This window comes from Microvirga yunnanensis (assembly GCF_025460875.1).
Window position 1 is genome coordinate 1 of the sequence record NZ_JAMXFI010000044.1, and the last position, 25340, is coordinate 25340.

At 66.2% G+C, this 25340-nt stretch carries 27 protein-coding genes and 2 pseudogenes; 11 read left to right on the plus strand and 18 right to left on the minus strand.

What is annotated here, in order from left to right; genetic code table 11:
* Nucleotides 1-620, plus strand: a pseudogene (locus tag NF876_RS20945) (IS630 family transposase); the annotation flags it as partial.
* Here NF876_RS20945 and NF876_RS20950 read toward each other — a convergent pair.
* Complete coding sequence (locus NF876_RS20950) at nucleotides 621-839, minus strand: hypothetical protein (protein ID WP_262270575.1); 219 nt, start codon at nucleotides 837-839, stop codon at nucleotides 621-623. It lies immediately after the preceding pseudogene.
* Nucleotides 840-1229: 390 nt separating this feature from the next.
* Here NF876_RS20950 and NF876_RS20955 point away from each other — a divergent pair, with 390 nt between their 5' ends.
* Nucleotides 1230-2156, plus strand: coding sequence for a diacylglycerol/lipid kinase family protein (locus NF876_RS20955; RefSeq protein ID WP_262270576.1), 927 nt, complete (start codon nucleotides 1230-1232; stop codon nucleotides 2154-2156).
* 24 nt (nucleotides 2157-2180) lie between these two features.
* Here NF876_RS20955 and NF876_RS20960 read toward each other — a convergent pair whose 3' ends face one another.
* The 3 genes from NF876_RS20960 to NF876_RS20970 all read right to left on the minus strand — a co-directional run bounded on the left by NF876_RS20960 (nucleotide 2181) and on the right by NF876_RS20970 (nucleotide 4217).
* On the minus strand, nucleotides 2181-2393 hold the full coding sequence (locus NF876_RS20960; RefSeq protein ID WP_262270577.1) for a hypothetical protein: 213 nt from the start codon (nucleotides 2391-2393) through the stop codon (nucleotides 2181-2183).
* Nucleotides 2394-2511: 118 nt separating this feature from the next.
* Entirely contained in the window at nucleotides 2512-3726 is a 1215-nt protein-coding gene (locus NF876_RS20965) for an NADP-dependent isocitrate dehydrogenase (RefSeq protein WP_262270578.1), read from the minus strand.
* A gap of 110 nt (nucleotides 3727-3836) precedes the next feature.
* The gene (locus NF876_RS20970) at nucleotides 3837-4217 is read right to left on the minus strand and encodes a phospholipase A2 family protein (protein ID WP_262270579.1); all 381 of its coding nucleotides are present in this window, start codon (nucleotides 4215-4217) and stop codon (nucleotides 3837-3839) included.
* A gap of 256 nt (nucleotides 4218-4473) precedes the next feature.
* On the opposite strand from NF876_RS20970, the gene NF876_RS20975 reads away from it, so the two are divergent.
* The 6 genes from NF876_RS20975 to rpsD all read left to right on the plus strand — a co-directional run bounded on the left by NF876_RS20975 (nucleotide 4474) and on the right by rpsD (nucleotide 9790).
* A complete protein-coding gene (locus NF876_RS20975) occupies nucleotides 4474-4761 on the plus strand; it encodes a hypothetical protein (RefSeq protein WP_262270580.1) in 288 nt (95 codons plus the stop codon).
* 225 nt (nucleotides 4762-4986) lie between these two features.
* On the plus strand, nucleotides 4987-5883 hold the full coding sequence (locus NF876_RS20980; protein WP_262270581.1) for an alpha/beta hydrolase: 897 nt from the start codon (nucleotides 4987-4989) through the stop codon (nucleotides 5881-5883).
* Between the two features lie 20 nt (nucleotides 5884-5903).
* A complete protein-coding gene (locus NF876_RS20985) occupies nucleotides 5904-6650 on the plus strand; it encodes an RNA methyltransferase (RefSeq protein WP_262270582.1) in 747 nt (248 codons plus the stop codon).
* 65 nt (nucleotides 6651-6715) lie between these two features.
* A complete protein-coding gene (locus NF876_RS20990; RefSeq protein ID WP_262270583.1) occupies nucleotides 6716-7891 on the plus strand; it encodes an alpha/beta hydrolase family protein in 1176 nt (391 codons plus the stop codon).
* A 191-nt stretch (nucleotides 7892-8082) separates the two neighbouring features.
* Nucleotides 8083-8955, plus strand: a complete 873-nt coding sequence (gene murI, locus NF876_RS20995; protein WP_262270584.1) for a glutamate racemase — start codon at nucleotides 8083-8085, stop codon at nucleotides 8953-8955.
* 217 nt (nucleotides 8956-9172) lie between these two features.
* Nucleotides 9173-9790: a 30S ribosomal protein S4 gene (rpsD, locus tag NF876_RS21000; RefSeq protein WP_009494134.1), complete on the plus strand. Its 618-nt coding sequence runs from the start codon at nucleotides 9173-9175 to the stop codon at nucleotides 9788-9790.
* A 106-nt stretch (nucleotides 9791-9896) separates the two neighbouring features.
* On the opposite strand, the gene NF876_RS21005 is transcribed toward rpsD, so the two are convergent.
* The 5 genes from NF876_RS21005 to rpe form a co-directional block, all read right to left on the minus strand.
* Nucleotides 9897-10472 (minus strand): Spy/CpxP family protein refolding chaperone, encoded by a 576-nt coding sequence (locus tag NF876_RS21005; RefSeq protein WP_262270585.1) that lies wholly within the window; start codon nucleotides 10470-10472, stop codon nucleotides 9897-9899.
* 102 nt (nucleotides 10473-10574) lie between these two features.
* Nucleotides 10575-11126 carry an RBBP9/YdeN family alpha/beta hydrolase gene (locus NF876_RS21010; RefSeq protein WP_262270586.1) on the minus strand — a complete coding sequence of 184 codons (552 nt, stop codon included), beginning with the start codon at nucleotides 11124-11126 and terminating at the stop codon, nucleotides 10575-10577.
* 31 nt (nucleotides 11127-11157) lie between these two features.
* Nucleotides 11158-12411, minus strand: a complete 1254-nt coding sequence (locus NF876_RS21015) for a cyclopropane fatty acid synthase (RefSeq protein WP_315975060.1) — start codon at nucleotides 12409-12411, stop codon at nucleotides 11158-11160.
* 74 nt (nucleotides 12412-12485) lie between these two features.
* Nucleotides 12486-13799 (minus strand): adenylosuccinate lyase, encoded by a 1314-nt coding sequence (purB, locus tag NF876_RS21020; RefSeq protein ID WP_262270587.1) that lies wholly within the window; start codon nucleotides 13797-13799, stop codon nucleotides 12486-12488.
* 58 nt (nucleotides 13800-13857) lie between these two features.
* On the minus strand, nucleotides 13858-14529 hold the full coding sequence (gene rpe, locus NF876_RS21025) for a ribulose-phosphate 3-epimerase (protein ID WP_262270588.1): 672 nt from the start codon (nucleotides 14527-14529) through the stop codon (nucleotides 13858-13860).
* Nucleotides 14530-14740: 211 nt separating this feature from the next.
* Between rpe and NF876_RS21030 the strand changes: the two genes are divergently transcribed.
* Nucleotides 14741-15982, plus strand: coding sequence for an NAD(P)/FAD-dependent oxidoreductase (locus NF876_RS21030; protein WP_262270589.1), 1242 nt, complete (start codon nucleotides 14741-14743; stop codon nucleotides 15980-15982).
* A gap of 199 nt (nucleotides 15983-16181) precedes the next feature.
* On the opposite strand, the gene NF876_RS21035 is transcribed toward NF876_RS21030, so the two are convergent.
* Nucleotides 16182-17183, minus strand: coding sequence for a P1 family peptidase (locus tag NF876_RS21035; protein WP_262270590.1), 1002 nt, complete (start codon nucleotides 17181-17183; stop codon nucleotides 16182-16184).
* Nucleotides 17184-17278: 95 nt separating this feature from the next.
* Between NF876_RS21035 and NF876_RS21040 the strand changes: the two genes are divergently transcribed.
* On the plus strand, nucleotides 17279-18007 hold the full coding sequence (locus NF876_RS21040; protein WP_262270591.1) for a cytochrome c biogenesis CcdA family protein: 729 nt from the start codon (nucleotides 17279-17281) through the stop codon (nucleotides 18005-18007).
* Nucleotides 18008-18290: 283 nt separating this feature from the next.
* Here the strand turns inward: NF876_RS21040 and NF876_RS21045 are convergent, their stop codons facing one another.
* Nucleotides 18291-18413 carry a hypothetical protein gene (locus NF876_RS21045; protein ID WP_262270592.1) on the minus strand — a complete coding sequence of 41 codons (123 nt, stop codon included), beginning with the start codon at nucleotides 18411-18413 and terminating at the stop codon, nucleotides 18291-18293.
* A 28-nt stretch (nucleotides 18414-18441) separates the two neighbouring features.
* Between NF876_RS21045 and NF876_RS21050 the strand changes: the two genes are divergently transcribed.
* Entirely contained in the window at nucleotides 18442-18909 is a 468-nt protein-coding gene (locus NF876_RS21050; protein ID WP_262270593.1) for a DUF1203 domain-containing protein, read from the plus strand.
* Here the strand turns inward: NF876_RS21050 and NF876_RS21055 are convergent, their stop codons facing one another.
* From NF876_RS21055 to NF876_RS21085, 7 genes and pseudogenes are all read right to left on the minus strand, one after another.
* Nucleotides 18910-19296: an ACT domain-containing protein gene (locus tag NF876_RS21055; RefSeq protein ID WP_262270594.1), complete on the minus strand. Its 387-nt coding sequence runs from the start codon at nucleotides 19294-19296 to the stop codon at nucleotides 18910-18912.
* A gap of 259 nt (nucleotides 19297-19555) precedes the next feature.
* Nucleotides 19556-20683 carry a branched-chain amino acid ABC transporter substrate-binding protein gene (locus tag NF876_RS21060; RefSeq protein WP_262270595.1) on the minus strand — a complete coding sequence of 376 codons (1128 nt, stop codon included), beginning with the start codon at nucleotides 20681-20683 and terminating at the stop codon, nucleotides 19556-19558.
* A 240-nt stretch (nucleotides 20684-20923) separates the two neighbouring features.
* The gene (locus NF876_RS21065) at nucleotides 20924-21286 is read right to left on the minus strand and encodes a DUF6867 family protein (RefSeq protein WP_262270596.1); all 363 of its coding nucleotides are present in this window, start codon (nucleotides 21284-21286) and stop codon (nucleotides 20924-20926) included.
* Complete coding sequence (locus NF876_RS21070) at nucleotides 21286-22059, minus strand: ABC transporter ATP-binding protein (protein ID WP_262270597.1); 774 nt, start codon at nucleotides 22057-22059, stop codon at nucleotides 21286-21288. The genes NF876_RS21065 and NF876_RS21070 overlap by 1 nt, the downstream gene beginning before the upstream one ends.
* 26 nt (nucleotides 22060-22085) lie before the next feature.
* A pseudogene (locus tag NF876_RS21075) lies at nucleotides 22086-22898 on the minus strand (ABC transporter ATP-binding protein); the annotation flags it as partial.
* Nucleotides 22898-24310 (minus strand): high-affinity branched-chain amino acid ABC transporter permease LivM, encoded by a 1413-nt coding sequence (gene livM, locus NF876_RS21080; protein ID WP_262270598.1) that lies wholly within the window; start codon nucleotides 24308-24310, stop codon nucleotides 22898-22900. The pseudogene NF876_RS21075 and the gene livM, both read right to left, overlap by 1 nt.
* Nucleotides 24311-24324: 14 nt before the next feature.
* A complete protein-coding gene (locus NF876_RS21085; protein ID WP_262270599.1) occupies nucleotides 24325-25245 on the minus strand; it encodes a branched-chain amino acid ABC transporter permease in 921 nt (306 codons plus the stop codon).
* Nucleotides 25246-25340 lie beyond the last annotated feature (95 nt).

Sequence of the window (25340 nt, forward strand, 5' to 3'; positions counted from 1 at the left end):
CGTCCGAGCCGCAGCACCCGGTGGTGTGCTTCGATGAGAGCCCGGTCCAGCTCATCGGCGAGACGCGTCAGCCGCTCCCGGCCGCACCGGGACAGGTCGAGCGCATCGACTACGAGTACCGCCGCTGTGGCACGGTGAACCTGTTCGTGATGGTGGATGCGCATCGCCCCTGGCGCAAAGTGAGCGTCACGGATCGCCGGACGACCAAGGACTTTGCTGTGTGCATGCGCTAGCTTGTGGATGTGGAGTTTCCGCAGGCCGAGCGGATCCGGGTGGTGATGGACAACCTGTCGACGCACAGGCCCGGCTCCCTCTACGAGGCTTTCCCGCCTGACGAGGCGCATCGCATCCTGAGACGGCTGGAGTTCCACTTCAACCCCCAAGCACGCAAGCTGGTTGAACATGGTCGAGATCGAGATCGGGGTGCTCAAGGGCCAGTGTCTGGACCGGCGGATCGACACGCGCGAGGAGCTCGAGCGGGAAATCGCGGCCTGGGAGTGCCAGCGCAAAGCGCCGGCGTCCGGGTCAGGTGGATGTTCACCACCGAAAATGCCCGGGCCAAAATGGGCCGCGCCTATCCCAAAACCGCTCCTCTTGAGCCACTCGCCAAAGGGTCATAATCACCGCGCCGAGGATCTAGTTATTTCGGCTAGAGTCTCGTCGAGGGGCTGGGCAATATCCAGGATGAACAGATGATCGCCGCTCCGTTGTGAGCGCCGGTCCCGGTCGCCCTCGTCATCGGCCTCGTTCTGAACGTCGAAAGCGCTTCCCGCCAGCATGTGTTCCAGAGCGACACGCAGCATGAAGCTCTTGCACAGAAGTACCGTTTTCACCTGCATGGCATGCTGCTTCCGATCCACGACGGGGCATTGCGGCCCTCACCGGGCCAAGGGCTTAGCCATTTTGCCGCACGCACGCAACAGCACCAGGGTGGAGCGATGCGGGCAGCCGCTCTCTTATAATGTTTCTCGTTCGACCTGTTAAGCCGCTCGCTCGAAGGGATTGGTACTGCTCGCCAGGTCGGCGTGCTCGGCCCGATCCCGCCGTCGAACTCGCTGCGGCCCAGGACTGACCTCGGGGCGCCTTTATGATATGTCCCGTAGGTCGATCAATAGCGCGGTCCGACCGCTCGACCGGCGGCCTGGAGGGACATACCGGGGCCGCCGTCGCCCGGAGGCCGAGGAACCGGCCGGGCATCGTCGGCAACCGAGCGTTTCGAAGGCGCCGAAATGACCTGGATAAAGGATTCCGCGGCAGCCTCGGAGCGCTGCGCTTCACCGGCCCGTCGGCTGCTCGTGATCTTCAATCCGGCTGCCGGGCGGCGCCGGCGCCGGCGCCTCGCGGCCGTCCTCGACGGGCTGGAGAGACAGGGGAGCGAGGTCGCGTTGCGGGAGACCGCAAGTGCCGGCGATGCGGAGCGCGTGGCGCGGGAGTGCGGTCCCGACATCGGCGCCGTCGTGGTGGCGGGCGGCGACGGGACGATCAACGAGGCAATCAACGGCCTGATGGCGCGGGAGCCGTCGTCGCCGCCGCTCGGGATCATCCCGATCGGCACCACCAATGTTCTGTCGCGCGATCTGGGCATTCCACAACAGGCGGAGGCGCTGGCACAGCTGCTCGCCCGCGGGGAGACGCGAAACATCTATGTCGGCCGTGCGAATGGGCGCCACTTCTCGCTCATGTGCGGTGTCGGCATGGATGCGCATATCGTCAGCCGCACCAGCATTCGCCTGAAGAAGAGGATCGGCAAGCTGGCCTATGTCGTGCAAGGACTGCGCGAGCTCGTGGCCAACGTGCCGCGCCGCTATCGCGTGGAGATCGATCGGTCGGAGGTGGTGGAGGCAAGTTCCGTCATCGTGACCAAGAGCCGGCTCTATGGCGGCGAATTTCAGCTCGCCCCACAGTCCGCCATCGGGAGGCCGGAACTCCAGGTCTGCCTCTTCCTGCGCGGCGGGCGGTTCAGCACGCTCGTCTACGTCATCGGCATGGTCGCAGGGCATCTCGACCGGATGCCCGGCTACCGGACCGTGACGGCCAGGGCGATCCGCATCGACGGCCCTGATGGGGATCCGACCCAGCTCGACGGAGATCCCGGCGGGGGCCTCCCGCTCGAGATCGGGCTGGGCGAGCATCCGCTGGCCGTGATCGCACCCTGAGAAAGGAGTGCTGACCCAAAAAGTTCAGAGTGGCGGCGCCCAAGCATCCTCAGTCAGGGAAACCCATAGCCCACCTGGATCCTCGTCCTGCGCGCCATTCGCCAGCCAGGTGTGGATCACGTTCTCGACGATCTCTTCGGGCCGCGCGCCGTAGGGTCGCTGCACGATCTGCCCCATGCCCACCGCGTCAATTGGCGGTTCGTCGGCAACTTCCGCAACAGGCCCGCTGATGTTCATTATTCACACTTATAACATAGCGCGATGTTGTCGAGCGCCGACCCGGTTAGGGTCGAGACAGCAAAAAGCCCGGCGCTGAGGCCGGACTCTCTGTCGTCTCAAGGAGGTGCGGCGCCGATCAGGCCGCCATCGCCTTCTTGAGGTTCTCGTCGATCTTGTCGAGGAAGCCGGTGGTGGAGAGCCACTTCTGCTCGGCGCCGACCAGGAGGGCGAGGTCCTTGGTCATGTAGCCGGCCTCGACCGTGTCCACGCAGACCTTCTCGAGGGTCGCGGCAAACCGGGCGAGCTCCGCATTGTCGTCGAGCTTGGCGCGGTGGGCGAGGCCACGGGTCCAGGCAAAGATCGACGCGATGGAGTTCGTCGAGGTCTCCTTGCCCTTCTGGTGCTCGCGGTAGTGGCGGGTCACGGTGCCGTGGGCGGCTTCCGCCTCGACCGTCTGGCCGTCCGGCGTCATCAGCACGGAGGTCATCAGGCCGAGCGAGCCGAAGCCCTGCGCGACCGTGTCGGACTGCACGTCGCCGTCGTAGTTCTTACAGGCCCACACATAGCCGCCCGACCACTTGAGGGCCGACGCGACCATGTCGTCGATGAGGCGGTGCTCGTAGGTGATGCCGGCGGCGTCGAACTTCGCCTTGAACTCGTTCTGGTAGACCTCTTCGAAGATGTCCTTGAAGCGGCCGTCATAGGCCTTGAGGATCGTGTTCTTCGTGGAGAGGTAGACCGGGTACTTGCGCATCAGGCCGTAGTTCATCGACGCGCGGGCGAACTCGCGGATCGAGTCGTCCAGGTTGTACATCGCCATGGCGACGCCGGCATCCGGGAACTTGAAGACTTCCTTCTCGATGACGGTGCCGTCCTCGCCCTCGAACTTGATGGTCAGGCGGCCCTTGCCGGGGATCTTGAAGTCCGTCGCGCGGTACTGGTCGCCGAAGGCGTGGCGGCCCACGATGATCGGCTGGGTCCAGCCGGGCACGAGGCGCGGCACGTTCTTGCAGATGATGGGCTCGCGGAAGATCACGCCGCCGAGGATGTTGCGGATCGTGCCGTTGGGCGACTTCCACATTTCCTTCAGGTTGAACTCCTTCACCCGGGCCTCGTCCGGCGTGATGGTGGCGCACTTCACGCCGACGCCGTACTTCTTGATCGCCTCGGCGGCCTCGACGGTGACCTTGTCGTTGGTGGCGTCGCGGTGCTCGACGCTGAGATCGTAGTACTTCAGGTCGATATCGAGATAAGGGTGGATCAGCTTCTCTTTGATGAAGTGCCAGATAATGCGGGTCATCTCGTCGCCGTCGAGTTCGACGACCGGATTGGCAACCTTGATCTTCGCCATGATCTCACCTTGCGCTTGAAGAGCTGGAACATGCCTGCCGTCCGGCAGGATGGTTGCCGGGGCTATAGCGCGGTTGAGGCCAGGGGGGAAGGTGGGGGCAGGGCAGGAATTCAGCGCTTTCGGACCTGTTGCGGCATTTTCGGGGCCTCGACGCACACGGCCGCGCTGAAGAGCGAGTTCACGGTGGCCGCCTTGCTCCGGATCGTCTCTGGGACTGTCCGGCTTCTCACGAGAGCCGCGGTCGCCCTGACGAGGGCCCGGTCACAGGGACAGGCGCTGCGACCGACCTGTTCATAACAGAGGTCGTGAGCCCGGCAGGCCGAGTCCAGCGCGTCGATGGGAGCGGCCCGGTTCGCGTCGCCCGCCCCGCACCAGTTCCCATGGAACATCGAAGACGCGGCTGGCGTGGCTCCTGTCGCGGAGAGGGCATGAGCGGGAAGGACAAGCCCCAGATCCAGGCAAAGGCTCAGCGCAACGATGCGCAACATCATCACAAGATACTCCGTGACGTTGGGGGATAGACGTGATATTATGACGTTAGGATTGCAGGAAATAAGGGATATCCACGGGTCTGAGTTCCCCTCGGGGGAAAATTCACCGCAGCACGTGTGCTGCCGCACGGAAGGCCAAGCTTATCCGTAGTTCAGATCCCTTCGTTCCGGCGGTCTCCTCAGAGGCACCCGATCCGAGGCGCTCGGGTCGAGGACGCTGCCGGAGGGATTATTGTTGTACACAAAGGGAGCTGACATGCGTCTTGCTATCATTCTTGGAGCCGCCACCTTGATTCTGGCGGGCTGCCAGACGGCCGAGCAATCCATGGCCAATGCCGATTCGGTTTGCATGGAATCGGGCCTGAAGCCGGGCACGAAAACCTTCGAGCGCTGCCGGAATGCGAACTACCGCAACAACGTCGCGCAATCGAACGCGGCCGCAAGCCAGGTGGCCGTCGGGACCGCGGTCGGCGTGGTCGGCGGAGCCGCCATCGGAGCGGCCGCCGCCCGTCCGCACTACTATTGCGGCTGGGGCTGCTGGTAAGACGCCGATCGTCGGGCGATCACGGCCGACAGACCCCTCCGGGCATGCCCGGAGGGGTTTTCCTATGGGGCCTCGGGCGGAGGGTGATCGCAGGAGCGCCGGCCCGGAAGGCCGCATCCCGGGCGGGGCATCGGTTTCTTCCCTCGGCCGGCCCTGGCGTGGAGACAAACAGCCCAGGGTGGCGTAAACCGACCGGGAGTTCCCATCGCGTGTGCCGGTCCGATCATGCACAGACGAAGCTTCCTTGCCGCGGCCTCCTTCATCGCCGGACTGTCCGCTCTTCATGCTCAGCCGGACCGGCGGCTTCGCTCCCGCACCGCGCTCTGGGAGGCCCCGTCTCCGACCCACCGCTTTGCGCAAAGGCACTTCGATTCCGTCGACGGCCTGCGTCACTATCAGGTGTTCGTCGCGGTTCCGCTCGGCGATCCCCCTTCCGGGGGCTGGCCGGCAATCGTCATGCTCGACGGCAATGCGGCTTTCGACGATCTCCGTCAGGCGGATCTCGATCATGTGCCGGGAACCGTCCTGATCGGCATCGGCTACGAGACCGGCGGGCCACACGACGCGAACACCCGGACGCAGGACTACACGCCGCCCGTGGCCCCGGAGGACCGCGCCGGTCCGGACGATCCGGACCCGTCCGAGGAGGTGGGAGGAGCGGACATCTTCCTCGCCCTGGTGGCCGAGCGGATGCTCCCTGAGCTGACGAAGGACTTCTCCCTCGATCCGGCGCGGCGCGCGCTTTGGGGCCATTCCTATGGCGGCCTCTTCGTGATCAACGCCCTGTTCAGGAATCCCGACCTCTTCCGGTCCTACTATGCGATCAGCCCGTCCCTGTCGTGGCATGCGCCCCTGATGCTGCGCAGGGAGGAGACATCCACGCGTCGTGCCGCAGGTCGCTCCGACGTGGTCATTCTCTACGATGTGACGCAGGACCCGCGCGGCGACGAACGGCGGAAGGCGCGGATGCTCCAGGCGCGGGCGATGCGCGCCGACATGCTCGAAAGGCTTGCTGCCCGGCCGGATATCGTCTTAACGCAGCGTGCCTATCCCGGAGAGAACCACGGCTCCATGTTCCATGTGGGCCTGAGGGCAGCCCTCGACCGTGGCATCCCCAACTGATCCGATCCGCGACCCGACCCATGACCGATGCATCGCAGAAGCCCATCATCATCCTCGTGGAGCCCCAGCTGGCCGAGAACATCGGCATGGTGGCCCGTGCCATGGCCAATTTCGGGCTGTCGGAGCTGCGTCTCGTGTCTCCCCGGAACGGCTGGCCCAAGAAGGGGGCCCACTCCGCCGCTTCCGGCGCGACCCATGTGCTGGAGGGGGCAAGGCTCTACGACACGGTCCGCGAGGCCATAGCGGACCTGAACTTCGTCTTCGCCACCACGGCCCGCGAGCGCGGGCAGATGAAGCGGGTCTTCGCGCCGGACGACGCCATGACGGAAGCGCAGAGGCGGCTCGCGGCCGGGCAGGGCATCGGCATCCTGTTCGGACGCGAGCGCACGGGCCTCGAGAACGACGAGGTGTCGCTCGCCGACGCGATCGTCACCTTCCCGGTCGACCCGAAATTCTCATCGCTCAACCTTGCGCAGGCGGTCCTTCTCGTGTCGTACGAATGGTACAAGCTCGCCACCGGCGGGGCTCTGCCCTTCGACGGGGGCCGGCAGTCGCCGCCGGCCCATCGCGAGATGGTCACGTCGTTCTTCGACTATGTCGAGGCCGAGCTCGACGCGGTCAACTTCTATCCCGAGGATAAGAAGCCGACCATGACCCGCAACATGCGGGACATCTTCCTCCGGCTCGAGATGACCGAGCAGGAGGTGCGCACCTTGCGTGGGGCGATTCGTGCCCTTGCGGAAGGAAGACGATTGAGAAAACCTTAAGCAAATCGTGGCTTTATAAAGACAGGGCCCTATCTGCCCGGTTGGGAAGAGAGTTCGAGACGACGATGCGCCGCTCCCTGCTGCCTGTTCTGCTCCTTGGCGTCTCGGTCGCGGGACCATGGGCTCACGCGGCGACGCCGCCGCCGCAGCCCGAGCGGGGGCCGGGCGGGCGCGACTACAGCTCGACCGAGATCGTCAAGCGGGCGCTCGGGACGGCGAGCAGCGGGACGTTCGTCTTCCACGGCGCCGACACGCCGGCGAAGCCGCGCCCCGTCGTGGTGTTCCTGCATTCCTGGGGAGCCGTGAATCCGGGGCTCTACGGGGGCTGGATCGAGCACTTGGCGCGCAAGGGCCACCTCGTTCTGTTTCCCCGGTTCCAGGACGTGAACCGATCCCGGCCGGCCGACGCCTCGAACCTGGCCGAAGACCTGATCCAGAACGCTCTCGCGGAACTGGAGAACGACCCGAACGCCAAGCCGGACAGGAACCGGCTGGCCCTCATCGGCCATTCCGCCGGGATGCCGATCGCGCTCAACATCGCGGCGGGAGCAGGCGCCGGCAAGGTTCCGGCACCGAAGCTGATCTTCGGCCTGATGCCGGGCGGCATCGCGTCCAACGAGAAGGAGCGCGGGATCCTGCTGCGGGACCTCTCGACCGTCGATCCGTCGACCCTGCTCATCGCCATGAGCGGCGATCGGGATTACCTGCCGAGCGACCGGGCCTCCCGCCTGATGCTCCAGCAGGCGAGCGCCGTTCCCTCGACCCGCAAGCTGTTCATGCGGGCGTCATCCGACGACCACGGCTTTCCGGCCCTGACGGCGACGCTGGCATCGCCCGGATCTCCCAAGGCCGATTACGACGCCTCCGCCATCAAGCTGCCCCCGGATCCGCCTCGCGATCCCAAGCAGCGGAACACCTGGCGCTGGAGCGCCGACATGGCGCTCAGCGGACCGCAGACCATCCTGACCCAGCAGCTCGGCAACAACGGCACCGATACCCTCGATTTCCTCGCCTTCTGGAAGACCTTCGACATCGCCTCCGAGGCAGCCTTCGCCGGCAGGGACGCAAGCGCGCTCCTGCGGGACCCCAAATTCGTCGACATGAGCACTTGGAGCGACGGCTGGCCCGTCAAGCGCCTGTCGGCGCAGATGCCGAAAGGCGAGACGCCGGAGGCGAAGGAGGAGCGCGGCCCGCGCCGCAGGCTCGACACCCCGGCTGCGGGATCCAAGCAGGGCCTCTAGAGCATCGGACCCAAAAGTGGACCCACTTTTGGGATCGATCCGATGCTCACTTCCTGAAGCGGCGCATCGTTCGGAGCGGACCCAGCGGGCCGCGCAAGCGAAAACCGGGTCCACTTTTAGCTGAAGCGGCCCTCTGGGTCCGCACGATGCGCTAGCACTTCTGACCACGTTGCGTTCGTAAGGGTTGAGTCATGCGTGTCGATCTTCTGGCAGGGGCGACCTATAATCCCGCCGTCATGCCGTCTCCCGTCCCCACCATCCTGGTCTTCGATTCCGGCCTCGGCGGCCTCACGGTCTTCTCCGAGGTGCTCAAGGCCCGACCGGACGCGCGCTTCGTCTATGCGGCGGACGATGCGGGGTTTCCCTACGGCCGCCTGAGCGAGGCGGTTCTGGCCGAGCGGGTCGTGGCCGTGATGGAACGGCTGATCGCCCTTCACAGTCCCGATATCGCCGTGGTGGCCTGCAACACCGCGTCGACGGTCGTTCTTCCCCATCTCCGCGAACGGTTCTCCATCCCGTTCGTCGGCACCGTGCCGGCCATCAAGCCGGCGGCCCGGACGACCCGGACCGGCTATGTGTCGGTTCTCGCCACCCCCGGCACGGTGGCCCGGGACTATACCCGCGATCTTGTCGAGACCTATGCGGCCGGCTGCAAGGTCAACCTCGTGGGCTCGCGCCGCCTTGCGGGCTTCGCCGAGGCGGAGCTTGCGGGCAGCCCTGTCCCGGACGAGGACCTGCTCGAAGAGCTGCGGCCCTGCTTCGTGGAGGATCCGGGCGGCCGGACCGACGTGGTGGCGCTGAGCTGCACCCATTATCCGCTGCTGCTCCAACGCTTCGAAGCCCTGGCACCCTGGCCGGTGACATGGATCGACCCGGCTCCGGCCATTGCCCGCCGGGTGACCCAGCTGATCGGCGGGCCGGTGCCCGGCCACGAGGCCGACGAGAACGAGACCCTGGCCGTGTTCACGAGCGGTGCCGCGATCGGCACGGCGCTGCGTGGGGCTCTGCAAGGCAAGGGCCTGCCGCTGGTGACCATCGAAGAGATGCCGCTGCCCGTGGGCTGACACGACCGTCTCGTCTCCGGTTGACTTTCCGGCGGTTTCCGCCTAAATGCCTCCCGTTCACGCGGTCCTCACGGGCCGCGTAACTTTTTACGCTCCCGTGGCCCGGCTCCGGTCGGCCTGTCGTCCCGTCCCTCGAGACGGCCCCTTGGGCCTCCTCGGGCATGAAGGGAAGAGGAGGGCGCGTTCCTCGCAAATTCGACAACACAGAGGAACAGCGATGTCGAAGCGCATTCAGGCCAAGCACAAGCTTGACCGCCGCATGGGTCAGAATATCTGGGGCCGCCCGAAGAGCCCCGTGAACCGCCGCGAATATGGTCCGGGCCAGCACGGCCAGCGCCGCAAGGGCAAGATGTCTGACTTCGGCACGCAGCTGCGCGCCAAGCAGAAGCTCAAGGGCTACTACGCCAACATCACCGAGAAGCAGTTCCGCCGCTACTACGCGGAGGCGATCCGCCTGAAGGGCGATTCCGGTGAGAACCTGGTCGGCCTGCTCGAGCGCCGTCTCGACGCGGTCGTGTACCGCGCCAAGTTCGTCGCGACCCCGTTCGCCGCCCGTCAGTTCGTCAACCATGGTCACGTGAAGGTCAACGGCCGCCGCGTGAACATCCCGAGCTATCAGGTGAAGGCCGGCGACGTGATCGAGGTGAAGGACAAGTCCAAGCAGCTCGAAGTCGTCGTCGTGGCGAGCCAGCTCGCCGAGCGCGACGTCCCGGACTACATCGAGGTCGATCACTCCAAGATGACGGCCCGCGTGACGCGCATCCCGACCCTGTCGGAAGTGCCGTACCCGGTCCAGATGGAACCGAACCTCGTGATCGAGTTCTACTCGCGCTAATCCGCGTTGGCGCATCGTGCGGCCCTCCGGGGCCGCGCCCAACGATGCTTTAGCCGGTCAAAAATCGGAAAGGCCGCCCATCGGGCGGCCTTTTTGTCGTCTGAGGCTACTGCTGCACGGGGCCTCGCGGCCCGCCCTGATGCATGCCCATGCGATGGTCCCGGTCATGACCCCGGCGCCCGCCGCGTTCGGCCCAGCGCGGCCCGTCCACGTCGAGCGCCTCGCGCAGGAGGCGCGGCGCGATCCGCTTCTGGTCTTCGCTGAAGCTGTCCCAGAGCGGACGCAGGGCGGCGGTGACCGCGGCCGAGCGCTGCGCGCCCTCGGTCCTCATGGTGCTGCGTCGCTCGAGGCGCTGCATGAAGTCCATGGACTGGCGCTGGTCGCGGGTCGGGCGCTGCTCGAAGCGTGAGTAACGCTCAGTGGCGGACGAGCGGATCGCCGTCTCGACCGGGGCCCAGAGCCGATCCTGGTCGGCGGAGAGCCTCAGCCCGGCCTTGATGGAGGCGATGCGGGCATCCACGAGCCGGTTGAAGTCGTCCTGGCTCATGCGGGGACGGCGGTCCTGCCGGCCCTGATCCTGCGAAGCCGCCGGCGTGTTCGGCGCGGGAGTCTGCTGGGCGATCGCATAGGTGCCTGTGCCGGTCAGCAGGGCAGCAAGAGCAATGGTGGCGATGGTCTTCATGCGGACATCCTCCGTGTGGCGATAGGATTAGATTGCTCCGCTCCTGCTCTCGCTCAGGTGACCGCTGCATGAACTTTTCGTCATGTGGACAAGGCCAGATCTTCAAAGCCTCTTCAGGAACCCGGCGAAACGCATCAGGCCTTCGGGCCAGGGGCCATGGCCGCTTTCCGTGTTGACGTGGCCGGCATCCCCCGCGTCGACGATGGCCGCTCCCCAGGCATAGGCGATGTCCTCGGCCTTGGCATAATCGCAGTGGGGATCGGTCCGGCTGGCGACCAGGACGGACGGGAACGGGAAAGGGTCGCGCGGAATCGGCGCGAAGGCCCGGTCGATGGCCGGGATGAAGCCTGGCCTCTCCACGTCCGGCAGGCTGACCAGGAAAGCGCCGCGCGCCTTTCCGCCGGCGAGGCGCGGGGCCGCGTGGGCGATGGCCAGCACGCCGAGGCTGTGGCCGACGAGCACGACCGGCTTCTCCGCCCGTTCGACGTCATGCACGATGCGCTCGACCCAGGCGTCCTTGTTCGGAGCGTCCCAGTTCTCCTGCTCGACGCGCCACGCGGTCGAAAGCTGGCGCTCCCAGCGGCTCTGCCAATGGTCTTCGCCCGAATTCGTGTAGCCGGGAACGATGAGGATGTCGCAATCGGAGGTTTTCATGCCACGGAGATAAAGACGTGCGCCGGCCGGTTCAAGCGCTCCGCTTCAACTCCATGTTCCGCTCCGCCTCCTTCAGGACCGCCTCGCGCTCGGCAATGTAGTCGCGGGTCAGGGGCACCACGTCGTTGCGCCGAGCGAGCTGGAACTGGAACACCACCGCGTCCTGCCACCGGAAGGCGGATTCCGACATGGCGAGGTAGCATTCCCACATCCGGCAGAAGCGCTCGTCGTAGAGGCGCAGCACCTCCTCGCGGTGGGCCGTGAAGCGCTCGCGCCAGGCCTGAAGGGTATAGGCGTAGTGCAGGCGCAGGATCTCCACGTCGGTCACGATCAGGCCGGCGCGCTCGATGGCCGGCATCATCTCCGACAGGACCGGCAGGTGTCCGCCCGGGAAGATGTACTTGGTGATCCACGGATTGGTCGGATAGGGCGTGCCCGAGCGGCCGATCGTATGCAGGAGCATGACCCCGTCGTCCTTGAGGAGGTTCCGGCTCGCCTGGAAATAGGCGTCGTAGGAGGGCACGCCCACATGCTCGAACATGCCCACCGAGACGATCCGGTCGAAAGAGCCCCTGGTGGTCCGGTAATCCTGGAGCTCGAAACTCACCCGGTCCTGAAGGCACGCGGTCGCGGATCGTTTGCGCGAAGCCTCCAGCTGCTCCTGCGAGAGCGTGATGCCCTTCACCGATCCCGCTCCGGCCACCTGAGCCAGATAGAGGCCCATGCCGCCCCAGCCCGAGCCGATATCGAGAACGCTATGGCCCGGATCGACCATCAGCTTGGCCGCGATGTGCCGCTTCTTGGCGATCTGGGCCTCCTCGAGGCTCGCGTCGGGATGGTCGAAATAGGCGCAGGAATACTGGCGGTCGCTGTCGAGGAACAGGGAATAGAGGCGGCCGTCGAGATCATAGTGATGGGCGACGTTGCGCCTGGACCGGGTCGCATCGTTCTCGGCCCGGCGCATCATCCAGGCCCGGATCTTGCGCAGACGATGAAGAGGAAGCTCGTCGAGTTCCCCATGGGTGTCCCGGAGGAGGACCTGCAGCAGGTCGAGGATCGTGCCCTGCTCGATCACGAGGCGGCCATCGACGAACAATTCGCCGAGCTTCAGCTCGGGATGCAGGCAGAGGGCCATCTGGGCCGCGGCGTCCGTGAAGCGGATCGAGACGTGGGGATCCGCCCCGTCGCCGAAGGTGACCCGCCGGCCTTCAGCGGTGGTCATCTCCAGGGTGCCGTGTTTCACGGCCCGCGAGAACGCAAGATCGAGAAGCTTCTCCGACAGCATGGCAACAATCCCCGCGCCGTTGATCTCCTGAGTGGGGATTGTTGCAAATTGTGGAAATATTTCCAGCCCCCGAGCTATGCGCCTCCCGCGCCGAAGACCCGCGCGAAGATCGTATCCACATGCTTGTAGTGATAGCCGAGGTCGAAGCAGGCCTCGATTTCGTCCGCGGACAGGTACTTCGTCATGTCGGCGTCGTTCTTGAGCAGGGTCAGGAAGTCGCCTTCGCCGCGCCAGACCGGCATGGCGTTGCGCTGGACCAGCCGGTAGGCGTCCTCGCGGGAAGCGCCCTTCTGGGTCAGGGCCAGGAGAACCCGCTGCGAGTGGACGAGACCCCCCAGGCGGTCCAGGTTCTTCTGCATGTTCTCCGGATAGACCACGAGCTTGTCGACGACGTTCGTGAGCCGCGCCAGCGCGAAGTCCAGGGTCACGGTGGCGTCGGGCCCGATCATGCGCTCGACGGAGGAATGCGAGATGTCCCGCTCGTGCCACAGGGCCACGTTCTCCATGGCCGGCATGGCATAGGCCCGGACCATGCGGGCCAGCCCGGTCAGGTTCTCGGTGAGCACCGGGTTGCGCTTGTGGGGCATGGCGGACGAGCCCTTCTGGCCCGCCGAGAAGAACTCCTCCGCCTCCAGGACCTCGCTCCTCTGCAGGTGGCGGACCTCCGTGGCGAGACGCTCGATGGAGGATGCGATGACGCCCAGCGTGGCGAAATACATGGCGTGCCGGTCGCGGGGGATGACCTGGGTCGAGACCGGCTCGACCTGCAGGCCCATCTGCTCGGCCACGTATTCCTCCACGCTCGGGTCGATATTGGCGAAGGTGCCGACGGCGCCCGAGATGGCGCAGGTGGAGATCTCCCGCCGGGCCTCGATCAGCCGGAGCTTGCAGCGCTCGAATTCCGCATAGGCCTGGGCGAGCTTGAGTCCGAACGTGGTGGGCTCCGCGTGGATGCCGTGGGACCGGCCGATGGTCGGCGTCATCTTGTGCTCGAAAGCCCGGCGCCTGATGGCGGCGAGCAGCTCGTCGAGGTCGCGCAGCAGCAGGTCGGACGCGCGGGCAAGCTGCACGTTGAACGTGGTGTCGAGCACGTCGGACGAAGTCATGCCCTGATGGACGAAGCGGGCCTCGGGTCCGACGATCTCGGCCAGATGGGTCAGGAACGCGATGACGTCGTGCTTGACCTCGCGCTCGATCGCGTCGATCCGCTCCACGTCGAACGTGGCCCTGGAGCCCTTCTCCCAGACCGTTTCCGCCGCTTCCTTCGGCACGACGCCGAGATTGGCCAGCGCCGTGGTGGCATGGGCCTCGATCTCGAACCAGATGCGGAACTTGGTTTCGGGCGACCAGATGGCCACCATCTCGGGACGGCTGTAACGGGGGATCATGGCTTTCCACTTCCACGCGGGTGATATGCCCGCGCGGTAGCACGATAGCCCTTCGATCTCAACGCGCCTTCGCGGCCGCCTCGCGAATGGCCGCCATGTTGGCCGCATAGGCGGAAGGACCGCCTTTGAACGTGGCGGACCCGGCCACGAGCACGTTGGCGCCGGCTTCGGCCACCAGGGGCGCGGTCTCTGGCGTCACGCCGCCGTCGATCTCGATGTCGATGTCGCGGTCGCCGACCATTTCCTTGATCCGCCGCAGCTTGGTGCCGACGGACGGGATGAAGGCCTGGCCGCCGAAGCCGGGATTGACCGTCATCAGGAGGATCAGGTCGACATCGTCGATCACCGGCTCGATGGCTCGTTCGTGCGTTCCGGGGTTCAGAACGATGCCGGCCTTCTTGCCGAGGCTCCGGATGGTCTGCAGGGAGCGGTGCAGGTGCGGCCCCGCCTCGGCGTGGATGCTGATGATGTCCGCGCCCGCCTTGGCGAAGGCTTCGAGGTAGGGATCCACCGGCGCGATCATCAGGTGGACGTCGAAGGGCTTCGAGGTGTGCGGACGCAGCGCCTTCACCACGTCGGGCCCGATGGTGATGTTGGGCACGAAATGCCCGTCCATCACGTCGATGTGGATCCAGTCCGCTCCGGCGGCGTCGATGGCGCGGATCTCCTCGCCGAGCTTGGAGAAATCGGACGCGAGGATCGAAGGGGCGATGAGAAGGGGACGTGTCATGCCGCGCCGGTAGCACGAGCGTTTTCCGGCCGCAACGGGGCATCGCGCCACCGATCCCGACCAATTCAAGACCACTTGGCTGGGGAGAGGCCCCTTTGCGACAGGAATTCCATGGACGGCCTCGATCCATCAGGAGTAAAGATGGCCTCGTCGCAAGGATACGAACACGCTTCCCGTGACCGGAAGCGACTTTGAACGGGGCAGGGCCTTCATGCGTAAGGATGTGGTTGTTCTCGGGGCCGGGATCGTCGGCGTGTCGATTGCCGTCCATCTGCAGAAGCGCGGACGCTCGGTTCTGCTGGTCGACCGGCGCAAGCCCGGCGAGGAGACCTCCTTCGGCAATGCCGGCCTTATCCAGCGCGAGGGCGTCTACCCCTACGGCTTTCCGCACGATTTCGGCGCCCTGCTGCGCTATGCCCTGAACAACACCATCGACGCCCATTACCACTGGGCGGCGATCCCCAAGCTGGCGCCGTTCCTGTGGCAATACTGGATGCACTCGCGCCCCGCCCAGCACAAGGCGATCGCCCGGATGTACGCGCCGCTCATCGAGCGCAGCGTCACCGAGCACATGGCCCTGGCGGAGGAATCCGGCTCCACGCACCTGATCCGCCCGACCGGCTGGATGAAGGTGTTCCGGGACGAGAAGAGCCGCGACGAGCAGTTCAAGGACGCGGAGGATGTGAAGCGCGATTTCGGCGTCAACTTCGACGCCCTCGACACCCGGGCCGTCGCCGAGCGCGAGCCGCATCTCAAGGTGGAGACGAAGGGCGGCATCCATTGGACCGATCCGGCCTCGGTGTCGGATCCTCACATGCTGACCATGGGCTATGTCGGGCTGTTCGAGCGCCTCGGCGGCGAGCTCGCCTCCGGGGATGCCCGGACCCTGGAGGAGACGCCGACCGGCTGGCGCATCCAGACGGAAAAGGGTCCCGTGGACGCCGACACCGTGGTCATCGCCCTCGGTGCCTGGGCGGACGTGGTCACGACGAAGCTCGGCTACGACCTGCCCCTGGCGGTCAAGCGCGGCTACCACATGCATTACAAGCCCGAGGGCAATGCGGTGCTCAACCGGCCGACCCTGGATTTCGACCGCGGCTACTTCCTGGCCCCCATGTCGAAGGGCATCCGCCTCACCACGGGGGCGGAATTCGCCAACCGCGACGCGCCCAAGACCCCGGTCCAGCTCCAGCGCGCCGAGCCGATCGCCCGCGATTTCTTCCCCCTGGGCGAGCGGGTCGATCCGGAGCCGTGGATGGGCATGCGGCCCTGCACGCCGGACATGATGCCGATCATCGGTCCCGCCCCGAAGCACAAGAACCTGTGGTTCGGCTTCGGCCACGCCCATCACGGCCTGACCCTCGGGCCCGTCACCGGCCGCCTGCTGGCCGAGATGATCACGGGTGAGACCCCGGTGGTCGACCCCAAGCCCTATCGGGCGGAGCGGTTCTAAAGCATCGGACCCAAAAGTGGACTTGCACTTTTGGGATCAATCCGATGCTTTCTTCTTGAACGAGAGCATTGGTCAGGACGGAAAACCGGATCCACTTTTCCGTCCGATGCTCTAGCGCATCGGGTGCAAAAGCGGGAACCGGTTTTGCGTGAAAAATGCTTGAAGCATCGGGCGTGAGGTCGATGACACGTCCGATGCTTCAAGCGGCCGCGAAACGATCCCGCCACGCCGGCTGCGCGCCCGGATAGGGCAGGGCCGTCGCCTCGTAGACGCCCCGCGCGATGGCGCGGCTGAGGCAGTCGGCGGCGAGCGCCGTCAGTTCGGTGAACGCCGCCGCCTCGTCGCCCAGCGGCCTGCGGCCCGTGGCGGCGGCGAAGATTGTGTCCCCGTCGAAGAGGGCGTGCGAGAAGCGCAGCCCGCGGGCGAGACCCGCATGGGACGCGACGGCGAGGCGCTTGGCCTGAGCCTTCGTCAGGACGGCGTCGGTCGCGACCAGCGCGATGGTGGTGGCCGGCTGCGGGCCGCCTTTCCACACGAGCCTGCGCTGGTCCGACCCGACCCGGGCGGGATGGCCGTGACCGCCGAACTCGCGGCCTTCCTCCAGGGCACCGGCCCAGAAATGCGGGCCGTCTCCGACGACCGCCGAGGCGATGCTGTTGACCACCACCAGGGCGCCGACCGTATGGCCCGACGAGGTCAGGGCGCTCGCCGAGCCCAGGCCCCCCTTCAGGTTCGCCGTCGTGGCGCCGTAGCCGCCACCGGCGGTGCCGAGAGCGAAGTCCGGCCCGGCCTGCCGGGCCGCCTCGTAGCCGAGTTCCCGGTAGGGCGGATAGCGGCCCCAATCCTTGTCGCCCCCGTTGACGAGGTCGAAGATGGACGCCTGGGACACCAGGGGCACGAGCGCGTCGCGGACCGCGAAGCCGATCCCCTGTTCCCTCAAGCGGGCCTGGACGCCGCTCGCCGCATCGAGCCCGAAGGCGGATCCGCCGGAGAGCACCACGCCGTGGATGGCCGGCACCATCTTGTCCGGGTCGAGCAGGTCGGTCTCCCGGGTCGCCGGGGCTCCGCCCATGGCGAAGACCGAGGCGACGGCGGGCTCGTCGAAGAGGGTCACGGTCACGCCCGAGCCGAGACGGGCGTCCTGGGCATTGCCGATGCGAAGGCCGGACACGTCGGTGATGAGATTGCGGCTTTGTGTCATGGGGCGAGCAAACCGGAAATCGGCCGCCTTCACAAGCTGGCGAACCGGCGCTTCACCGCCTTTCTCGTGAAGGCGCGACAGGATAGAAGGCTCCCATGCTCAGTGTTTCCTATCCGGCCGCGGCGCTCGGCGGCCTCATCAGCTTTCTCAGCCCCTGCGTGCTGCCCCTGGTGCCGCCGTACCTGTCGTTCCTGGCCGGGACCACCTTCGACCGGCTCAGCGCGGGCGACGACCGCGCCGTGCGCCAGCGCGCCGTCCTGGCCGCCCTGCTGTTCGTGGCCGGCTTCTCGACCGTCTTCGTGCTGCTGGGCGCGACGGCCTCCGCGCTGGGTCAGGCTATCCGGCAATATCTCGATGTCCTGAGCACGGTGGCCGGCATCGCCATTATCGTGATGGGCCTGCATTTCCTCGGGCTGTTCCGCATCGGGCTGTTCTACCGGGAGGCCCGCTTCACCGTCGAACGGCCGGTCGGCCTGTGGGGCGCCTATGTGATGGGCCTCGCCTTCGCGTTCGGCTGGACGCCCTGCATCGGACCGGTCCTGGCCGCGATCCTGACCGTGGCGGGCTCGGAGGACAGCGTGTCCCGCGGAGCCCTGCTGCTCGCCGCCTATTCGGCGGGCCTCGGCATCCCGTTCCTGCTCGCGGCCTTCGCCATGAGGCCCTTCGTGGCGCTGTTGAAGCGCATGCGCTCGCGCTTCGCCCTGGTCGAGAAGGTCATGGGCGTGCTCCTCGTCCTCACCGGCGTCGCGTTCCTCACCGGCTGGATCACCACCCTGTCGTTCTGGCTCCTGGAGACGTTCCCGGTGCTCGGACGGCTCGGATAGGCGGACTTTGGCGCCCACCGGCCATGACCTGGGAGGGTGTCGGCGCCGGCCCGGACCACGTTCTCCACGTCATCACCGGGCTTGTCCCGGCGATCTCGATGCGGTGAGGCACGGCGCTTCTCCGTATCGAGATGGCCGGCACAAGGCCGGCCATGACGTGGGGAGGGTGGCAGGAAGGGCGGAGGGTGCCATGACGTGCGGAGGGTATCATCACGGCTCACACCACCCTCGACGTCATCACCGGGCTCGTCCCGGTGATCCCGCTTCTGAGAGGCGCCGCGCTTCACCGGATCGGGCTGGCCGGGACAAGCCCGGCCATGACGTGGGCCAGGGGCAGAACGGCCACGGCATGCGGGCGAGGAGGCGGCACAGGAATCGGGTCGTGCCGCCGGGCACGGCTTGCCATTCTGGCGCTCCCATCAAGGAGACCTCTCATGTCGTTCCGGATCCGCGGCCTCGAGGCCGAGCCTTTCGCCCCCTTGTTCGAGATGGCCGACGCCGACCTCGAGACCCTCGGGGCCAAGCGCGTCTACGCCGACGAGCCCGATGCCTTCCCCTGCCGGGTGTCGCTGACCCGTGCCGCCGTCGGGGAGGAGCTGCTGCTGCTCAACCATGCCCATCAGACGACCCCGACATCGCCCTATCGCGCAGCCGGCCCGATCTTCGTCAGCCGCTCCGGCAGAACCGGGACCTATCAGGGCGAGCTGGCGCCCATGCTGCGGGACCGGCTTCTGTCCCTGCGTGCTTACGATGAGCAGGCCTTCATCGTGGAGGCCGAGGTGGCCGAAGGGGCGGAGGTGCTGCGGGTGATCGAGCGCTTCCTCGCCGATCCTCGGGTCGCGCATGTCGATGCCCATTTCGCCCGGCGCGGCTGCTTTGGCGCCAGGATCGAACGGGCCTGATCAGGTCTGGCGACCGACTCTGTGTCCGGCCTCCTCGAGCGCCGCAACGGCCTTCCGGGCATCCCCGGCCTTCACCAGCACGTAGTCGGTGCTGAAAGTCGAGGTGGCGAAGATGCCGATGCCGGCCTGGGCCAGGGGGGCGAGAACGGACGCCAGGATGCCCGGGACGCTGAAATCGAAGCTCTGCCCGATTCGGAAGCAGCGCCAGCCGGCATCGATCTCGGCCCCGGACGGGGCCTGATCGAGCGGGCAGACGAGGGTGGTTTCCTCGGCGGCCTGGACCAGAAGCGAGAAGGATCCGGGTGAGGGAGCCTTGGCCGGGGAGCCCGCGGGATACCGGCAGACGGCGTAGACGTCCCTGAGCAGGGAGAGATCGAGGGCGGGCATCTGTGCTCCATCCGTGAGAGGGGGCGGATCGATCGCTTTCGCATCATCACCGGGCTCATGCCGGTGATCCCGCTTGTGGAGAGCGCCGCGCTTTTCCGTTTCGGGATGGCCGGACAGGCCCGGCCATGACGCCTTCGCTATCCACGGACGGCGGACAAGCCCGATGCCCGGATCGCGGCAGGGTCCGGTCGGAGCCCTCCATAAGAAAACCCGCCCTGTCGCCAGGGCGGGTCTGTCCGTCGGCCGTCAGGCCGGTCGATTACATGGCGAGTTCGTTGCCGGTGTAGTCGATCTTGCCGTCGGCGCCCTTCTTCCAGACGTACATGATGTAGTCCGGACGGGTGATGTCGCCCTTCTTGTCGTAGGAGATGTCGCCGATCACGGTCTTGAACGGCTTGCCCGACTTCATGATGTCGGCGACCTTCTTGCCGTCGGTGCTGCCGGCCTGCTTGGCGGCGTCGGCCAGGATCTGGGTGGCCGCGTAGCTGTAGAGCGTGTAGGCCTCGGGCTCGTAGTTCTTGGCCTTGAACTTGGCCACCACGTCCTTGGCGTTCGGGTTCTTGCGCGGATCCGGCGAGAAGGTCATCAGGGTGCCGTCGGCGCCCGGGCCGGCGATCGACACGAACTCGGCCGACACGATGCCGTCACCCGACATGAGCGGGGCGTTGAGGCCCTGGTCGCGCATCTGGCGGATGATGAGACCGGCTTCCGTGTGGAGGCCGCCGAAATAGACCACGTCCACGCCGGCCTGCTTCAGCTTCGACACGAGGGCGGAATAGTCCTTCTCGCCCGGGTTCACGCCTTCATAGACGACTTCCTTCAGGCCCTTCGCGTTCATGGCCTTCTGGGTCTCGTCGGCAAGGCCCTTTCCGTAGGGGGTCTTGTCGTGGATGACCGCGACCTTCTTGCCCTTGAACTTGTCGGCCAGGTAGCCGCCTGCGACGGCGCCCTGCTGGTCGTCGCGACCGCAGGTGCGGAAAGTGTTCCACATGCCGCGCTCGGTGAACTGCGGGTTGGTCGAGGCCGGGGTGACCTGGACGATGCCGGCTTCCTCGTAGACCTGCGAGGCCGGGATCGAGACGCCGGAGTTGAAGTGGCCGACGACGAACTTCACGCCCTCAGCGGCGAACTTGTTCGCCACGGACACGCCCTGCTTGGGGTCGGACACGTCGTCACCGACGACGATCTGCAGCTTCTGGCCATTGATGCCGCCGGCTGCGTTGATGTCTTCGACGGCCTGCTCGACGCCGTTCTTCAGCTGGGCGCCGAAAGCCGCGTTCGGGCCGGTGATGGGGCCAGCCACGCCGATCTTGATCTGCGCGCTGGCTGCGCTGGAGAAGGCGAGGCCAAGACCAAGCGCCACGCCGGTCAACAGCATTTTTTTCATGAGGTCACTCCTCTGGGTGGTTTTTTAGGCCCCTCTTCCTCGTGGGGCCGGTTTGACGGTAGACCCGCCATCCAAGGTTACATCATGCTGGTTTTTGAGCGGATGTCACCTGGGAATCTTTTTGGCCGGAGCATCATACCCGAAAGTCGAAACCGCTTTTGGGATCAATCCGATGCCCGGTCTTCTTAAAGCGGCGCAGCGCTCCCGCCGGAAGCCCGCGCCACTTTCCCGCAAAACGCGCTAGGTTCCGGTCGCGGAAGCCTTTTCCCGCCACGAGAACGGTCCGGTCCGCTCGTAGAGCCAGCGGTATTGCGTGGTCATCATGCGGGCGCGGCGGTACTGGAATCCGAGCGCCCCGATGATCAGCAGCACGATGGTGTCGATGGCGTAGTAGTGGATCGACAGCAGCGTTCCGCCGAACAGGGCGAAATGGATGAACCGCACCGCGGCGCCCAGGATGAACAGGTAGAGGATCAGGGTCCAGAACGGACGCCAGGTGAGGGCAATGGCCCGCCCGGTCATCCAGGCCGCCCAGCCGCCCATGATCACGGTGATGAGAAGGAAGAGCCAGATCGACGGCTCTTCGTACAGGATGCCCTGCATCAGTGATGCCCCCCTTCGAGATAGGCTGACCGGACCTGCGGATCGTTGAGAAGGTCCTTGCCGGTGCCGCTCATGGTGATGTTGCCCGTCACCATCACGTAGCCGCGATGGGCCAGCTTGAGCGCGTGGTAGGCGTTCTGCTCCACGAGGAAGACGGTCATCCCGTCCTTCTCGTTCAGCTCCTTGATGATCTCGAAGATCTGCTTGACGATCAGGGGCGCGAGGCCGAGCGACGGTTCGTCCAGGAGGAGGAGCTTCGGCCGGCTCATGAGCGCGCGGGCGATCGCCAGCATCTGCTGCTCGCCGCCCGACAGGGTGCCGCCGCGCTGCTGGAGGCGCTCCTTCAGGCGCGGGAACAGGGTGCAGACCCGCTCCAGGTCCTGGTCGAAATGGGCCATGTTGTGCAGGGACGCGCCCATCTGCAGGTTCTCGAACACCGTCATGCGCGGGAAGATGCGCCGGCCTTCGGGCGACTGGGCGATCGACATGCGGGCGATCTCGTGGGTCGGTGTCCGGGTGATGTCCTGGCCCGCATAGGTGATCTTGCCCTCGCGGGCCCGCGGGTTGCCGAAGATCGTCATCATCAGGGTCGACTTGCCGGCCCCGTTGGCCCCGATCAGGGTGACGATCTCGCCCTCGTGGACGTCCATGTCCACGCCCTTGAGGGCGATGATGTTGCCGTAATAGGTCTTCACGCCCCTGACGCTCAGAAGCGGCTGGCGGGCCGGGGAGACCTGGCTCTGAATCGCGATGTTTGCTCCAGCGGTGCTCATGCGCCGACCTCCGCCTCGACCTTCTCGACTTCGTCATCGGCCACGCCGAGATAGGCGGCGATGACCTTGGGATCGTTCCTGACCTCGGCGGGGGCGCCGTCCGAGATCTTGGTGCCGTAATCGAGCACCACCACGTGGTCCGAGATCTGCATCACGACGGACATGTCGTGCTCGATCAGGAGGATCGACGTGCCGTTGTCCTTGCGGATCGACAGGAGGAGCTCGTTGAGCTCCAGGGACTCGCGGGGGTTGAGGCCGGCCGCGGGCTCGTCGAGGCAGAGCAGGAGCGGGTCCGTGCACATGGCGCGGGCGATCTCCAGGCGGCGCTGATCGCCGTAGGGAAGGTCGCCGGCCGGGTCGTCGGCCCGGTGGATGAGGCGAGCCTTCTCCAGCCAGTACTTGGCCTTCTCGATGGCCTCCTTCTCGGCCTCGCGGTAGCCGCCGATGCCGAGAACGCCCAGGAAGGTGAAGCCCGAGGCGATCATCAGCGGGTTGTGCTGGGCCACCAGCAGGTTCTCCAGCACGGTCATGCCGGAGAACAGGCGGATGTTCTGGAACGTGCGGGCGACCTTGCCCTTCCAGTTGATGTCGTAGCCCGGCAGGCGCTCCAGGAGCAGGTGCGAGCCGTCAGGCTTGCGAAGGGCGATCATGCCCTCGCTCGGCTTGTAGAAGCCGGTGATGCAGTTGAAGACCGTGGTCTTGCCCGCTCCGTTGGGTCCGATCAGGGCGGTGATGTCGCCGCGCCCGGCCTTGAAGGAGAGGTCGTTGACGGCGACGAGGCCGCCGAAGCGCATCGTGAGATGCTGTACGTCGAGGATGGGATCCTGCAGCCAGCGCATTAGCCGTGTCCTTCCTTCACGAGCGAGCCGGAGATGGCCTTGCGCTCTTTCAAGATCACCGAGGGTTCACGTTCCGAGATGAGGCCGCGCGGACGCCAGACCATCATGGCCACCATGCCGGCTCCGAAGAGGAGCAGACGGTACTCGTTGGGGTCGAAGCCGGATCCGAAGATGGCCTGGAGGAAGGTCAGGTTGCGCAGGATCTCGGGGCCGCCGACCAGCACGATGGCGGCGATCGCTACGCCGATCTGCGAGCCCATGCCGCCGAGCACCACGATGGCCAGGATGATGGCCGATTCCAGGAAGTTGAAGCTCTCCGGGGAGACGAAGCCCTGGCGCACCGCGAAGAACGAGCCGGCAAAGCCGCCGAACATGGCCCCGATGGCGAAGGCGGTGAGCTTGGTGTTGGTGGTGTTGATGCCCAGCGACCGGCAGGCGATCTCGTCCTCGCGCAGGGCCTCCCAGGCGCGGCCCACGGGCAGCTTGCGCAGGCGCATGGTCACGAAGTTGGTGATCAGCGCCAGCACGAGGATCAGATAATAGAGGAAGATGATCCGGTGCATGCCGTTGAATTCGAGCCCGAAGGTCTGGGCGAACCCGCCTTCGCCGGCCGTGAAGGGCAGGCCGAAGAAGGTGGCGCGCGGGATCGACGAGATGCCGGCGCCGCCGTTGGTCAGGTCCACCCAGTTGATGAGCACGAGGCGGATGATCTCGCCGAAGGCGAGCGTCACGATGGCCAGGTAGTCGCCGCGCAGGCGCAGCACCGGGAATCCGAGGATCATGCCCCAGAAGGCGGCCAGGATGCCGGCCAGCGGCAGGCAGATCCAGAACGACAGGCCGAAGGTGGTCGAGAGCAGGGCGTAGGAATAGGCCCCGACCGCGTAGAAGGCCACGTAGCCCAGATCGAGCAGGCCGGCGAGGCCCACCACGATGTTCAGGCCCCAGCCGAGCATCACGTAGGTGAGGATCAGGATGCCGAGATCGACCCAGTAGCGCGACTCGTTCAATCCGCCCTGGATCAGGTAGATGATGAGCGGGAACGCGAGGGCGACCCCGAGAAAGAGCGGAATGGCGAATTTCGACACATGCTGGAAGGCGCTCGGCTCCGCATGGACAGGCTCCGTCGCCTGATGGGCACTGGGCGTGGCCTGACGATAGGCGCGCGACGCCGTGAAGGCGTGGAGCACCATGCGCAGGCCGAACACGATGGCGCAGATGATCGCCACCAGGCCCCAGCGCGGGGTGAGGAAGAGGTCGGCGCCGGACTGGTCCGTCTTGTAGGCCAGGATCGGGATCGAGAGGCCGAGGGTGATCAGCGTGGTCCGGAGCGAGTCCTTGAGGGCGGCGCCCAGGTCGAAGGTTCTGGTCACGGCCTGGGTCTGCTCGGCAGTGGTGATGGAAGGAGCGTTCATGGCTCTAAGGCTCCTTAGACCTTCTCGACCTCAGGCCGCCCGAGGATACCGGAGGGCATGAAGATCAACACGATGGCGAGGATCGAGAACGCGGCCACGTCCTTGTACTCGATCGAGAAATAGGCCGACCAGAAGGTCTCGATGAGGCCGATGATCAGCCCGCCCAGGACGGCGCCCGGGAGCGAGCCGATGCCCCCCAGAACCGCCGCCGTGAAGGCCTTCACGCCCGGCACGAAACCGTCGTTGAAGCTCACCACGCCATAATACAGCAGATACATGGTGCCAGCGACCGACGCGAGGGCGGCGCCGATGACGAAGGTCAGGGAGATCGTCCGATCCACGTTGATGCCGAGCAGGGCGGCCATCTTGCGGTCCTGCTCGCAGGCGCGCTGGGCCCGGCCCAGGGACGTCTTCTGGACGAGGTACCAGAAGATCGTCAGCAGCACCGCGGTCGTGATCATGATGATGATCTGCTTGTAGGAGAGGGCGACGTTGTAGCCGCTCGCGCCCTGGAAGAGCACGATCACGTCCTGGACCATGGGCGGGGTCGGCTTGTTGCGCGCTCCTTGCGCCACCTGGACGAAGTTGGACAGGAAGATCGAGACGCCGATGGCCGAGATCAGCGGCGCCAGACGGAACGAGCCGCGCAGGGGCCGATAGGCGATCCGCTCGATGGCCCAGCCCCACAGGGAGGTGAGCGCCATCGCGACCACGAGCACGATCAGGAGCGCCAGGGCGACGGACGAGATCCCGAGCCAGGTGGTCAGGATGAGGAAGAAGATCAGCGAGATGAAGGCGGAGAGCATGAAGACGTCGCCGTGGGCGAAGTTCACCATGCCGATGATGCCGAAGACCATCGTGTAGCCGATGGCGATGAGGCCGTAGATCGACCCCAGAGTCAGCCCGTTGATGAGCTGCTGCACAAAGATTTCCATGTCCTACCCTTGCCCCTCTGGATCGGGGTCATTCTTGGGAAACACCGCAGGAAAGCACGATGCCCGAGCAACGCCAAGCCTGCCGTAAGATGCTG